Source organism: Herpetosiphon giganteus (assembly GCF_016907925.1).
Classification (GTDB): domain Bacteria; phylum Chloroflexota; class Chloroflexia; order Chloroflexales; family Herpetosiphonaceae; genus Herpetosiphon; species Herpetosiphon giganteus.
Genome location: NZ_JAFBCZ010000001.1, coordinates 194,100 through 207,050, shown reverse-complemented (window position 1 = coordinate 207,050; position 12,951 = coordinate 194,100). Strand labels below are relative to the sequence as shown.

At 46.1% G+C, this 12,951-nt stretch carries 13 protein-coding genes; 6 read left to right on the top strand and 7 right to left on the bottom strand.

Translation table 11 applies throughout. The annotated features are described in order from the left end of the window. Positions 1-85 precede the first annotated feature (85 nt). Complete coding sequence (locus JOD20_RS00955; RefSeq protein WP_204753482.1) at positions 86-874, top strand: serine hydrolase; 789 nt, start codon at positions 86-88, stop codon at positions 872-874. A 16-nt stretch (positions 875-890) separates the two neighbouring features. On the opposite strand, the gene JOD20_RS00950 is transcribed toward JOD20_RS00955, so the two are convergent. Continuing rightward, on the bottom strand, positions 891-1,259 hold the full coding sequence (locus JOD20_RS00950) for a hypothetical protein (RefSeq protein WP_204753481.1): 369 nt from the start codon (positions 1,257-1,259) through the stop codon (positions 891-893). Positions 1,260-1,605: 346 nt separating this feature from the next. Here JOD20_RS00950 and JOD20_RS00945 point away from each other — a divergent pair, with 346 nt between their 5' ends. Beyond that, positions 1,606-2,364 carry a laccase domain-containing protein gene (locus JOD20_RS00945; RefSeq protein WP_204753480.1) on the top strand — a complete coding sequence of 253 codons (759 nt, stop codon included), beginning with the start codon at positions 1,606-1,608 and terminating at the stop codon, positions 2,362-2,364. Here JOD20_RS00945 and JOD20_RS26815 read toward each other — a convergent pair. Beyond that, the gene (locus JOD20_RS26815) at positions 2,361-3,296 is read right to left on the bottom strand and encodes an MBOAT family protein (protein ID WP_204753479.1); all 936 of its coding nucleotides are present in this window, start codon (positions 3,294-3,296) and stop codon (positions 2,361-2,363) included. The two genes, JOD20_RS00945 and JOD20_RS26815, sit on opposite strands and share 4 nt — an antisense overlap. Before the next feature lie 5 nt (positions 3,297-3,301). Next, positions 3,302-3,817, bottom strand: a complete 516-nt coding sequence (locus JOD20_RS00935) for a hypothetical protein (protein ID WP_204753478.1) — start codon at positions 3,815-3,817, stop codon at positions 3,302-3,304. A gap of 351 nt (positions 3,818-4,168) precedes the next feature. Here JOD20_RS00935 and JOD20_RS00930 point away from each other — a divergent pair, with 351 nt between their 5' ends. The 3 genes from JOD20_RS00930 to JOD20_RS00920 all read left to right on the top strand — a co-directional run bounded on the left by JOD20_RS00930 (position 4,169) and on the right by JOD20_RS00920 (position 6,972). Further along, entirely contained in the window at positions 4,169-4,369 is a 201-nt protein-coding gene (locus JOD20_RS00930) for a hypothetical protein (protein WP_204753477.1), read from the top strand. Positions 4,370-4,521: 152 nt separating this feature from the next. Then, complete coding sequence (locus tag JOD20_RS00925) at positions 4,522-6,306, top strand: AMP-dependent synthetase/ligase (protein ID WP_204753476.1); 1,785 nt, start codon at positions 4,522-4,524, stop codon at positions 6,304-6,306. A 9-nt stretch (positions 6,307-6,315) separates the two neighbouring features. After that, positions 6,316-6,972 (top strand): MOSC domain-containing protein, encoded by a 657-nt coding sequence (locus JOD20_RS00920; protein WP_204753475.1) that lies wholly within the window; start codon positions 6,316-6,318, stop codon positions 6,970-6,972. 67 nt (positions 6,973-7,039) lie between these two features. Here JOD20_RS00920 and JOD20_RS00915 read toward each other — a convergent pair whose 3' ends face one another. From JOD20_RS00915 to JOD20_RS00900, 4 genes are read right to left on the bottom strand one after another with little or no spacing between them, the layout of a single operon-like run. Further along, positions 7,040-7,570 carry a GNAT family N-acetyltransferase gene (locus tag JOD20_RS00915; RefSeq protein WP_204753474.1) on the bottom strand — a complete coding sequence of 177 codons (531 nt, stop codon included), beginning with the start codon at positions 7,568-7,570 and terminating at the stop codon, positions 7,040-7,042. A 21-nt stretch (positions 7,571-7,591) separates the two neighbouring features. Continuing rightward, positions 7,592-8,269 carry a hypothetical protein gene (locus tag JOD20_RS00910; protein WP_204753473.1) on the bottom strand — a complete coding sequence of 226 codons (678 nt, stop codon included), beginning with the start codon at positions 8,267-8,269 and terminating at the stop codon, positions 7,592-7,594. 21 nt (positions 8,270-8,290) lie between these two features. Beyond that, positions 8,291-8,644 (bottom strand): hypothetical protein, encoded by a 354-nt coding sequence (locus JOD20_RS00905; RefSeq protein WP_204753472.1) that lies wholly within the window; start codon positions 8,642-8,644, stop codon positions 8,291-8,293. Positions 8,645-8,662: 18 nt separating this feature from the next. Further along, positions 8,663-9,709: a hypothetical protein gene (locus JOD20_RS00900; RefSeq protein ID WP_204753471.1), complete on the bottom strand. Its 1,047-nt coding sequence runs from the start codon at positions 9,707-9,709 to the stop codon at positions 8,663-8,665. 521 nt (positions 9,710-10,230) lie between these two features. Here JOD20_RS00900 and JOD20_RS00895 point away from each other — a divergent pair. Next, positions 10,231-12,897: a choice-of-anchor L domain-containing protein gene (locus JOD20_RS00895; RefSeq protein WP_204753470.1), complete on the top strand. Its 2,667-nt coding sequence runs from the start codon at positions 10,231-10,233 to the stop codon at positions 12,895-12,897. Positions 12,898-12,951 lie beyond the last annotated feature (54 nt).

Here is a 12,951-nt window from a genome sequence, read left to right as displayed (position 1 = left end):
CTAAAATGCAAACAATAGAGCTATTTTAAACCCAAACCTGATTAATAAAAAGTCAAATATGGGCTTTGTAGGGCAAGGATGCGCAATGGATTCAATTAATCGCTTAATTGCTGGCTTTGCTGGGCGTTGGTCGGTTGATTTTCGCAGCAGCACGGGCGCGCTGTATTATCACTATCAAGCAACGCTGCAACTGCCTTCGGCTAGTTTGATTAAATTATTCTTGGCGTGGCAATGGTATACAACCAATCAGCCTGTTTGCAACGTATTGATTAGTGAGCCAATGATTGTTGATTGGGATGGGTCGCTGGCCCATGATCTTGGCATAATGCTTGCCAGCGATCAGCTCATCCAGCGCATGCTCAATCAATCAGAAAATAACGCCACCAATCTCATTTTGGAACAGCTTGGTGGGATTAATGCTGCAAACATGTGGTTACAGCAACATGGCTATCAGGCAACGAGCTGGGGCCGCATGATGCTCGATTTTCAAGCTCGTCAACATGGTTTTGACAACTATACTAGTGCCCAAGAGGTAACTCGGCTGTTGCATACCATGACCACTACGGTGGGCAAAGGGGGATTAATGGCTAGTACCCTCGTAAAGAGCCTCGTTAACTCAGCAAGTGACGATAAAATAGTAGCAGGCCTCCCCCCAAGCGTCGTTTGTGCCCACAAATCGGGGGAGCTTGACGATGTTGAACATGATGCAGCCTTGATCTATAGCGCTGACACATGGGATAGTTTGGTGATTATGGCCGCAGCTGTGCCCGACCCAAGCCTAGCTCGGCAGCAGATTCGCCAACTTACCAGCGAGCTATGGCACAATAAAAACCTGCTCCACCCAACAGGTGAGGCAGGCATGATGGATAGGTGATCTCGTGGCGATTGGCCTATTGCGGGCCGTAAATATCAAGCGCAATATTATTTCGATTGCTGGGATCAATTTTGATTGGCAAGACTGCACCAGGTTGAAACTGAGGAATTGAAATCATCGGAATAACGGCCTTGGTTTCGGTCTGATATTGGCCTAAAGGCCCACTGATTTCCAAGACTAAGCCAATTTGGGGGTTGCGATTGATTCGCAGACCAGTTTCATAGACATTAATAATCCTTGCTTGGCCAGGCAACCCTTGTTGTAATAATTTTTTATTTGGGCCATAAACCCGTCGGAGGATCGCAAACAACACAATTGCAAACACGAAACTGCCAATCATCCACATTATGGTCGAGTTTATGCTCTCACTAACCACGTTCTGCATACATACCTCCATAATCAAAAAGTACTAATAAGACCAGTACTGTTGTTACGTGTTCATGCTTAATAAAGTCACAGCTAGCTAGCTGGATATTATATGTATGCATAACGAGCAGCTAAGCCACACATTCTTGCAGTTTGCAAGCTGTAACCGAAGCTCTTTACATTGATTTTAGCAATACGGTATACTAATCAGAATCGTATACCTGCGCAGGGACTATTCCATGCTGAATGCGCCGTCTGTTGCATCATCGCTTGATCCTGAAGTTTCTCCACCGATTGTTCGCGTGCCCGGTTTAGTTGGGCTGCCTTTTTTACAGCATGGTTTTTCTACCCGAACCTGTGGAAATTTGGCAACTCGTTATGGCCCACCTGCAGAAGTTGGCGCAGCACGGCGGACGTTTGCGCGAGTTGCTGGGATTGATGCCAGCCGCGTGGCTCACTTTGCGCTAACCCATAGCTCACGGGTTGGCTTAGTTAGCGATCCCGATTGCATGGCGATCGATAGCACGCCGCATCGCATCTCGGTGCGTGGTTTGTTGGCCGATGCCTCGCCGCGTGACCTTAGTTTTATCAATGCACAGGGAATTCCCAATCAACAAGGGGTCGATAGCCTAATTACGACGACGCGCAATTTGGCCTTGTTTATGGTGGTTGGCGATGCAGCGCCGGTGATTATTACCACGCGCCAAGGCAAAGCGGTGGCGCTGGTCAACGTGGGTTTGGTTGGCACAGTTAACAATATTTTAGCCCACACAATTGAGGCGTTGTGCCATTTGGTGGCTTGTCAGCCAAGCGATTTAATTGTTGGCATCGGCCCTACTGTTGGCCCGTGCTGCTATGCTTTGGCCCAATCGCTCACTTGGGCGCAAGTTGTATCGCCTGCCTTTTTTCAACAACACGGCCCCAACGCCCCGGGAATCATCATTCGCGATGAGCAATATTTCTTCGATTTGCCGCGCATGATTGGCTTTTTAGTTGAGCAAGAGGGCGTGCACAGCGCTAATATTCACTCAATTGATCGTTGCACTGCCTGCCCTGATACGGCTTTTTTTGGCCATTATGCTGGTGTAGCTGGGCGCTTTGGAGCTTTAGTCGCTTTGCGTTAGGGCAAATAGGCTGCAAACAAGCCTAAAACCAGTTCTGGCCGAAATAATAGCGGAGCCGGAATAATCGTCCAACTCAGGGTCCAGATAATTTGACGATAGCTTGAACGCCGCAACCAAGCCCGCAAACTGCGCCGACGCTCCAAACTGGTAGCCGCAATTTGAACCACAAAATAGCCAGTTGGCCAGCCCCAACCACCAGCCGCCGGATAGCTTAACAGCAATTCATGCAATAGGCCCGAAACAATAAAAACCATTGCTGCCGCCCAGCGTGAGCCAATGATTGGCTTTAATGGCTGCCAAACCACTACACTCAGCACCTCGTGGACTGCCATATTCCAGCGCTTGCCCCACCACTCGCTTACCGAGCGCGCATAAATTGGGGCTAGAAATAAGGGCTGCATCTGCCAGCCAAAGGCTTGCCAAATAGCCAAATAGAGCCGTGTAACCCCAAAAAATAAGCTGATGACTACGCCAACCAAGGCCAGCCAACAGCGCCATAACAGCCATAAGCCAACCGTTGGCGTTGGCCAAAACCAAGCAACCAACCCAATCACCCCGCCAAACCCCAACCACAATGCGCCGTGGGCCACATTTTTGCGCCAAGCAAGATCAGGCTGGCGTGGCAAGAACCATGGCTCAAGCTGCATGCCCAGCCAAAAAATAAACCCCAAGTTGCGCCAAAAGCCGAGTTGCCTGGTTTGCGAATGCGGGCTATAGAGCAAGCGCCAGCCTTTAAACGCCAGATAGGTTGGAACCCAAATCGCAATAATTCGGCCCCAAATCGGCCAAGGCTGGCTGAGCCAAAGCCCATTACCAATGGCCAAGAGGGCTAAAAACCAAGCTGCCCAGCGTCGTTGCTGAGCATCTCGGAGATACTGGGGCAGGCTCAAAAGTGCCAAACCAGTGCTAATCAAAAGGCTAATTAACCACACAACCCTCATCGAGCGTCGTTGCCTTGTAGTGGCTCAAGCTGAACGATGGCGTGGCGCAATTGGGCCATATAATCCATTTCTTCAAGGTCGAGGTTGGCGCGTTCGACCGCCAATTGGATTAAGCTCACCAAGCCGCGCTCAGGATCGTTGACTTTGCGCTCCCATTGGGCACTGGTCAGGCTACGCAACAAGCCCAAGCTGGTTTCGCGAATATCCATAAAACTGCCAAGCTCCTCGGCTGGGTTGAGCACAAACGCCTTGGGATAGCGATTGAAAATCGTATTCAGCGTGGGATTTTCAGTTTTCAGGGCTTGCTCAACCACGGCGATTAATTCGACTTCGCCGCGGCGTAGGCTAGAAAGGACTTGGGCTAATGAACGCGCAAAACCTTGAGGTCGTTCTTGTTGAACATCAGGCTGTAAGCCAAAAACCCGCAAGCGCACGTTATCGAGCGTGCTGGCCATCACTGATAAAGCCCAGAGTTCGTTATGAACTGGATCGTAAACATCGGAATGTGCCATGATCAAATATCCCCTTAATTGGCAATCGACATGCACTGCTAAGTATAGCAAAGAGTTGCTATTAGGTAGCGGATTTGGATGATTATGCTGGTTCGTTTTGAATGTTTAGAGCGACTTGAATCTTTTCGCCACCCTTCCGTCCCGCCACCGGCGGGAGACACAGGGGGTTTTCAGCCCCTATACCCCCAAATGTTTCTTCGTGGACTGTTATTGCGCTTCAATTGAACCAACCATTGTGCTTGGATAGTTTCTTGATCTGACCGAATGACTTCGCTGAAACTACTTGCCGCGCAGCTTAAAAAACTGTATCATACGCCTAGATTCCACTACAGTGCATTTATGGGAGCCTTCATGCAGGTTTTTGTCCACCTCGATGAGTTATTAACACCAGCCTTGCTGCAACAACATCAACGCCATATCGTTGATTTTTTGGAGATGGAAGGCATCACGCCTGAAGCCGAGGTTGGGCGCACCAAAGTCAGTGAACGCGCCGCCAAAGAGTTACTCGCCGAACTCGCCCATGATCTCGATCAAACACCAGAAGATCAGTAAAACACGCTGATCCTGCGTTCTAGCCACCGATCGTCAATGGCCGTTGCCAGCTGGCAATGATTTAACATCAGCTGTATAGCCCCAATATACTTGCTAACCACAGACGTTGTCGTTCGCCGTTGAATTGTTGCAAAGGTCTATGGAGGTAGCCCATGTCGTTTCGTAACCTTGGTGAGTTGTTTCGCGAGCGTTCCCAAACCTTTGCCCACCTCAATCGCTGGCGAACTAGGCGCAATGGCGAATGGTTGACTTGCACCAACGCCGAACATCAACGCCATGTCTATCAACTCATGGCTGGTTTTCAAGAGCTGGGGCTGCAAAAAGGCGATCGGGTGGGGATTATGGCCAACACCAGTGTCGATTGGCTTGAATCCGATTGGGCACTTGTTTGTTCTGGGGCTGTGCCAGTTTCAATTTATCCCTCGCTGCTGGCCGATACCGTGGCTTTTATTGCCAAAGATGCTGAACTTAAATTCCTGCTGATTGAAAATCGCGAACAATACGATAAATTGCAAGCAGTACGCTCGCAACTTGAGCATATCGAGCGAGTCATTATTTTTGATGGCCGCGACTTGCCCAGCGACGACCCTTGGATTTTATCGCTCACCAGTTTGCGCCGTATGGCAACCAACGATTCAACAGCCCAAGAGGTTTTTGCTGCCACCTGCGCCCAACAGATCGAGCCTGAAGATCTGGCGACGATCGTTTATACCTCGGGCACGACTGGCAATCCCAAGGGTGCAATGTTGGCGCATCGCGCCTTGCTGGGCGAGTTAAATGCCATTCGCACCACCATGGGCATGAAGGTCGGCGAGGATGATGTGTTGTTTTTGCCAGCAGCGCATATTTTTGGCCGCTTGCAGCATATGTGCGGGGTCGATAACGGCCTCAACACGGCAATTATCGAATCGATTAAACAAGTGCTCGACGATGTGCAAGCAATCAAACCAACCTTCTTTTTCAGCGTTCCCCGCATGTATGAGAAGATTTTCAGCACCGCCCAAGCGCGCGCCGAAGCCAGCCCAATTCGCAAGCGGATTTTTGCTTGGGCCATCAAAATTGCGCGCCAACAAAGTAGCTACAAAGCCCAAAAAGCTATTGCGCCTGCCAGTTTCAAGCTAAAATATGGCTTGGCTGATCGCTTGGTGTTTAAAAAGGTTCGTAGTTTGCTTGGCGGTAATATTCGCTATGCGATTACTGGCGGCGCACCGCTCGACATCGAGATTTTGGAATTTTTTAATGGCGCTGGGGTGTTGTTGCTCGAAGGCTGGGGCTTGACCGAAACCTCTGCCGCCGTAACCGCCAATCGCCCAGACGATTATCGGCTTGGCACGGTTGGCAAGGTGTTTCCTGGCAACGAACTCAAAATTGCCGCCGATGGCGAGGTGTTGGTGCGCGGCAATTTGGTGCTGAGTGGTTACTACAACAACCCACAAAAAACTGCCGAAGCGCTGATTGATGGTTGGTTTCACACTGGCGACATCGGCAACATTGATGCTGATGGTTTTTTGAGCATTGTTGATCGCAAAAAAGATTTGCTGATTACTGCATCGGGTAAAAATATTGCGCCGCAAGCAGTCGAAGCTGCTTTCAAAAATAGCCCCTACATCTCGCAATGTGCAGTGTTTGGCGACCGCCGACCGTACTTGGTGGCGCTCTTCACCCTCGATCTGGAAGCAGTGACCGCTTGGGCCAATCGCGAGCATGTGCCGATTGATGCCAATTTACATAAACATCCCAAATTGCTGGCCGCGATTGAGCACGAAGTACAAACGATCAATCCAAGTTTGCCCTCGTTCGAGCAAATTAAGGCCTATGAAATTTTGGCCGAAGATTTTACAATTGAAAACGATTTACTTACGCCAACGCTCAAAATTCGTCGCCGTCAAATCTACGATCGCTTTGCCAAGACTTTTGAGCAATTGTACAAACGCTAGAGGATTGTTGTGATTACGATTCAAACCTTGGCCATCGGCCAGCCCCAAACCTACCACGATGAAAAAGGCGCTTGGTCGTCGGCGATTGGCCGCCATGCCGTTGTTACGCCTGTGCGGCTCGAAAGCTTGGGCCATGTTGGCGATGCAGTTGCCGACACCAAAAATCATGGCGGGCCGGATAAAGCTGTGTGTTGTCAGCCAGCCAGCCATTATCCCTTGTGGCAAGCAGAATATGGGCTGGCAGATGATCATCCGATGTTGCAACCAAGCGGCATCGGCGAAAACTGGACGCTGAGCAATGCCACCGAACATGATGTTTGTATTGGCGATGTGTTTAAGGTTGGCAGCGCACTGGTGCAGGTCTGTGCGCCGCGCTACCCGTGCACCAAACAAGATCGCAAACTAGGGCTTGATGGCTTGCAACAACGCACAATCGCCAGCTTGCGCAGCGGCTTTTATCTGCGGGTATTGCAGCCTGGCGAGGTACAAGTTGGCGATTCATTGGAATTAATCGAGCGTCCGCACCCGAGTATGACGGTGCATAAGGTTAACCAACATTTGCACCACGATCGCAATGAAGCCTTTGGGCGTGAGTTGTTGGCCGTGCCGGAGCTAGCCTCCAGCTGGAAGCGGATTATTCAAATGATTATTCCCAGTTTGGCCTAGCTTCCCTCACCCCCAGCCCCTCTCCCACTGGACGCGGGAGAGGGGTTGGGGTGAGGGGATTTAAATCCTACCGAAGTTGCTCAAGCTCGGCGCGCATGGCTACTCGCGCTTGGGCTGGCAAACCAGCGGCGATATGGCCTTGAGCAATCGTTGTTAATTCAGGGCCACATTCGGTTGCTGCGAGTGCGCGAAACCCCAAGCGCGCATAAAATTCAGCATTCCAAGCAATATCCTTGAAGGTGAGCAAGCTTATGCTGCGATAGCCTTGGGACTTGCCCCACACCGCCACTGCCGCGATCAGTGCGCGGCCCAAGCCACGTTGGCCATGGCTTGGATGCACATCAAGCTCACTAAGATAGACTTCATGATCGACAATTTTGGCCAGGGCAAAGCCAACTGGTGTATCGTGAGCATCGACTGCAACCCAAACTCCATCCCAAGCAAAATAAGCTTGCAAATCTTCAAGCGTTGCTGGCGGCCATGCTGCAATAAAAGCGTGCTGGGTTGGCAAAAACAGCTGGGCAGCAGCAACCTCAATCGCTGGCAACAAGCTTAATTCTGCTTGGCTTGGCCGCCGAATCGTATAATTTAGTTGCATTGCTCTACCTCAAATCGCCATTTACTCTGGAAACTGCCACAATTGAATGTCATCATACATTAACATCGCCAATATTGGTTTCGAAGGATGCCACTCAACAGACTTATTATATTGAAATTTGATCGAAGGATACAGCTCAACTTGTTGAGAGCGATGATTAAACACACTAAACATATCATAAGGTGGATATGAAATAGTATAGTCGCCACGTGGGCTAATTGCTTGTGATCTTCCACTAAATTGGGGTATTTCGAATGTTTTTGTTATGCCATTCTGCCAAATTGTCAATTCTTCGGAATTATTTTCAGTGTTTCCAATAACAAGATTATGATTTAAATCTACATCAATTGAATATTGTTTTTCCTCAAATAAACGTTGCCGTTTTTCGTTGCTTGTATTAAAAGAGTAAACTCCATCAAAATCATTAATAATGATGTTAACCTGATTAATCCATTCCATTTCTCGAACCATATCAAACTTCATTGGAAAGCGTCTGAGGCGTATCCCCTGATCATCGAACAGGACAATTTGATCATACATTTGTTTGTCATAGTAATAATGATCGACAACAGCCAATTCCTGCGTTTGTTGATTCCAGCTGAGGCGCTTAAATGTAGCTGCGAGGTCATTATCAATCCGTTTGATGATCGTGCCATCTGCAGACCACAAAATCAATGTTTCACGATACGAAACCGCCAAAATATCCTTCGTTGGATGCCATTATAGATCATCAATAAAATCGAAACTGTCAATTTTCGCCTCTAGTCGTTGTAGCAGCTTACCATCAATCGAGTAAATCGAAACGATCCCTTTCGCTAACAACGATTCTCTTGTATGGGCAACGGCCAAGCGATCACCACGGGCATTCCATGCCATTGCACGGCCATTCTCAGGGAAGCCAAGCCCGTCTTTTGGTAGCTCAAACGAATGCACAAGTGTTGGCTTATCGACAGGCGCAAGCTGCTCCAGGGTAAATGGCCGATTGGCCCAATAGAAATAGCCAGCAACACTGGCCAGTAAGGCCAGCAAAATGCCAAAACTCAATAGGGTTTGCCAACGAACGCGAGTTTGCATCGCTAATTCCTCTCTCAATTACTCTGGAAGCTGCCACAATTGAATCTCATAGGGGAACAAAATTGCCAAAATGGGCTTTGACGGATGCCACTCAACCGTGGCATATTGCAAATCAACATTGGGGAATGGATAGATCTCAAGCTCTTGAGTACGATGGTTAAACAAATTCAATCTTTCACTTGGATATAAAATCGTATAATCACCACGCGGGCTAATTTTAGGCGTAATTCCACCAAATTCTGTTAATGGGATTGTTTTTACAATTCCATTATTCCACATTTTAAGCTCTTTAACATTATTTCTAGTAGTTCCGATAATAAGATTATGAATTGAATCTACATCAATCGCAGCTTGTTCATCCTCAAATAAGCGTATCCATTCTTCAGTTATTGTATTAAATCTATAAATTATATTAGTAACATTAATAATAATATTAACTCGATCAATCCATTTTATTTCCGTAGAATAACCAAATTTTGTTGGAAATCGTCTAATTTTCATGCCTTCTTCATCAAACAATACAATTTGATTGTAATAGTCGCTATTGTAGGCATAATATTCCATAATGGCTAATTCATCGGTCTGTTGATTCCAACTCAGATTGCGATATATCGACTCAATCCCAGTATCGATGCGTTTGATGATTGTGCCATCTGCAGACCATAAAATCAGTGCTCGGAGATAGGATACCGCTAAAATATCCTTCGTTGGATGCCATTCTAAATCATCAATAAAAGCGAAGCCATCAATTTTCGCCTCCAGCCGCTGAAGGAGCTTACCATCAATCGAGTAAATCGAAACGATCCCTTTCGCTGACAGAGATTCTCTTGTATGGGCAATGGCCAACAAATCACCACGGGCATTCCAAGCAAGCACTTCGCTGCTACTCGCTGGTAATTTAAACGAATGCACAAGCGTCGGCTTATCCACAGGCGCAAGTTGCTCCAGCGTAAATGGCCGATTGGCCCAATAGAAATAGCCAGCAGCACTGGCCAGCAAGGCCAATAAAATGCCAAAACTCAATAGGGTATGCCAACGTGATTTGAGTGGTTTAAGGATTTGCATAGTCTCTCCTGCTCAAGTTAGAGGTGCGCTAATCATACTAGCTTAAACGCGAAAATGTTGCACTATTTGAAGAATAAACGTGCATAGCTCAAGTTTACCCTCGTGTAAATCAAAAAACTGATTATGGAGACTATATCTCAATAATGAGAAATGAACGTTATTATTTCCTACTTTGATAGCTTCACTTATTCTAGAAATCATTACAACTATTGTTTATGCTTGAATAGGCAAGATTATCGCTATCAAATAACAGTAAAAAGCTATACCTTCTGCGATTGACAAAGAGCATCGTGACTGCTATAGTGTTCTCACTCAATGAGATGAGCGAGAGGTTTTTCTATGCCGCAATAGTTTTTTCACGCTAAACCAATTTTGTAAACTACATAACTATGTATTTTGGGGCTAAATGATACATTTAGCTCTTGATCGCAAGATTAAGTATTCTCTTTTGCTTGTTAAATACAAGTGTAGGTGAAATACTTATTTGACGTGGCAATATTTAGCATATGAATGGAATATTTATGCGAATAGTACGCCGATCATTATCCGTCTTAGTCGGTTGTAGCCTTATTTTGGGGCTTACGCCTACGTTTGCCCAACAACCAGCAAATCAAAACCAACCAACCGCGATCAATGTAGTTAACCCAGCTACTCCAACCGAGGTCGCATTGGCAATGGGGATTGATCCTGCTGACCTTGTTTCGGCAAGTTTCCTTGGCAGCGACCCTGTGGCGTTTGGGGTGAGCAATGCGCAGCTTGGTGAGTATTTCCCTAATCATGGAAATGCTTTCTCAATCATGTCAACTGGACGTGCTATCGATGCAACCTTGCCGGATACACCGAACGTTGAATTAGGTTACCATCAAAATGAACTCGTTTCTAATGATCAGGGATTCGATTTGGCCCAACTGCGTTTGCAGCTTCAGGTTCCCGCCGATAAAAATTGTGCCTCATTTGATTTTATATTTTATAGTGAAGAATACCCTGAATTTACTCGAAGTGACCATAACGATGCATTTACCGCAGAATTAGGTGGGACTAACTTATCGACCTCGTTCTATACTGTTGATCCTAACCCTGATGACCCTGATGATGATTTTGAAGCTGCTACTGTAGTTGCACCACTTAATTATGTCTATGATACCAATAATCAATTGATTATGGTTAATTCAGAAAATATATTTAGCCCAAATACAGGAACAACCTATAATGGAGCTTCTTCTATTTTTCGAGCAGAAACCGTTGTTGCTCCTGGGAGTACTGTAACTATTTTCTTATCGGTTCAGGATCTATTCGATAGTGTGGGCGATACTGCCGTATTTCTAGATAACTTTTTCTGGAGCTCTAATACTGCTTGTGGTGGTCCAACCGATATTGATACTGATGGCGACGGCTTGCTTGATTCATGGGAAATCAATGGGGTCAATGGTGTTGATTTGCCAGCAATGGGTGCAGATCCATATCATAAAGATATTTTTGTCGAAGCCGACTATATGTTAACGACGAATGGGAACGTTCCCCATTCGCATAAACCAGACCAAATGAGCATGGATTGGGTGGTTACCGCATTTGCCCTCGCCCCAGTTTCGAACCCTGATGGGATTCAAGGCATCAATTTGCATATTGATAGCGGCCCTGATAGTAAAATGAAGGCTGATGGGACGCTTTGGGGTAGTTTATCGCGAGCCACCAGCGTTTCTCATCAATATGAACTAGGGTTTATGTATCCAGATATTTATGGATATACACAGTATGATTGGACTCAATTCAATCTGTTAATGGATTCGCTTTTTGATGAAGAGCGTCATTCAATATTCCACTATACGATCTTTGCCCACGATATTGATGTTAATTATCTTCCTAGTGGTATATCTGCTGGTTCTGAGGCTGGAGATCCCGAAGGCGATCATTTTATTATCAGTATTGGAGATTTGATTAATCATCCAGATCACAAAATGATCGAAGCTGGAACATTTATGCATGAACTTGGCCATAATTTAGGCTTAGATCACGGTGGCCAAGATAATATCCAAAATAAACCAAATTACCTAAGTGTTATGAATTATTATTTTCAATTTAGTGGTTTGATAACGCGACAAGGTTCACGTAGACTAGATTATTCTCGATTTCATGGAATTCCAGACATTAATGAGAATAATCTTAGTGAAATGAGCACGATCAGTAGCGATCCAGCGATTAATAAATATCGCACCTATAAAGTTTGTTTTGATATAAATACCAACCAACCGGTGGATACGCCAGATAACATTTTGAATCAACCAGGCTGGCTTGATTGGAATTGTAATGACCTCATGGATAATTTTCCTTATCCACAAAGTATCAATGGTGATCCTAACCTAGAAACATTGAAAAGTTTTAATGATTGGGATAACTTAATCTATAATGGTGGGGCGATTGGCGCACCTGGTTCTGATCGCGGTGAAATTGTTACATCGAGGGTCGATGAAGTACCGGCTGAAGAGCTAATTCATGATGATCTGCCGTATATGCTTAGTATCAGTGGTGATTCGTATAAAAATGTTCTGCCAAATACTGCTACGGTAAGCCATACCTTTACGATTACGAATGCTGGCCAATTGGCTGATAGCTATACGATCTCGGCAACTTCAAGTTTGGGTTGGAATGTTAGCTATACTCCGCAGACTATTAGCTTGGCTCCTGGGCAATCAACCCAAATAACAGTCTTCGAAGATATTGTGTCAAATGGCCTAGTTTCTAAAACTGATAACCTAACTATTATCGTTCGAAGCACGCATGATTCCTATACAGCGGCTGAAGCTCATGGCTATACTAAAACAATGGTTACTCCTAAGGTTGCATTTTTCCCTGATTCTTATTCAACAGAAGAAAAGAATGTAACCGTCTTGGTTAAGGTTGTTTTGGATAAACCTGTTACTAGCATGGTGAGTGTCAACTTTAATACGACCAATGGTACGGCTACCGGACTGTTGCCCTGTACCTCACCACGATGTGTAGGCACTGATGGCGATTTCGTGCATACCAGCGGCGTTATCACCTTCCAACCAGGCCAGGTCGAGCAGTTTATTCCTATTCAAATTCAGGGTGACCTGATTAATGATCCAAATGAGGTGTTTTACATAAATCTATCATCACCTCAAAGCGCAGTATTAGGTAAGTTTGCCACAGCCTCTATTCAGATCCAATAGTAATCAATTGGCACTTATCCACCCTCAACTGTTGATCTACGATTAATAGTTGAG

Excerpts from the sequence above, each read along its gene's own strand:
- JOD20_RS00955 (WP_204753482.1), top strand. The coding sequence starts at position 86 with ATGGATTCAATTAATCGCTTAATTGCTGGCTTTGCTGGGCGTTGGTCG.
- JOD20_RS00950 (WP_204753481.1), bottom strand. The coding sequence starts at position 1,259 with ATGCAGAACGTGGTTAGTGAGAGCATAAACTCGACCATAATGTGGATG.
- JOD20_RS00935 (WP_204753478.1), bottom strand. The coding sequence starts at position 3,817 with ATGGCACATTCCGATGTTTACGATCCAGTTCATAACGAACTCTGGGCT.
- JOD20_RS00930 (WP_204753477.1), top strand. The coding sequence starts at position 4,169 with ATGCAGGTTTTTGTCCACCTCGATGAGTTATTAACACCAGCCTTGCTG.
- JOD20_RS00925 (WP_204753476.1), top strand. The coding sequence starts at position 4,522 with ATGTCGTTTCGTAACCTTGGTGAGTTGTTTCGCGAGCGTTCCCAAACC.
- JOD20_RS00915 (WP_204753474.1), bottom strand. The coding sequence starts at position 7,570 with ATGCAACTAAATTATACGATTCGGCGGCCAAGCCAAGCAGAATTAAGC.
- JOD20_RS00905 (WP_204753472.1), bottom strand. The coding sequence starts at position 8,644 with ATGCAAACTCGCGTTCGTTGGCAAACCCTATTGAGTTTTGGCATTTTG.
- JOD20_RS00900 (WP_204753471.1), bottom strand. The coding sequence starts at position 9,709 with ATGCAAATCCTTAAACCACTCAAATCACGTTGGCATACCCTATTGAGT.
- JOD20_RS00895 (WP_204753470.1), top strand. The coding sequence starts at position 10,231 with ATGCGAATAGTACGCCGATCATTATCCGTCTTAGTCGGTTGTAGCCTT.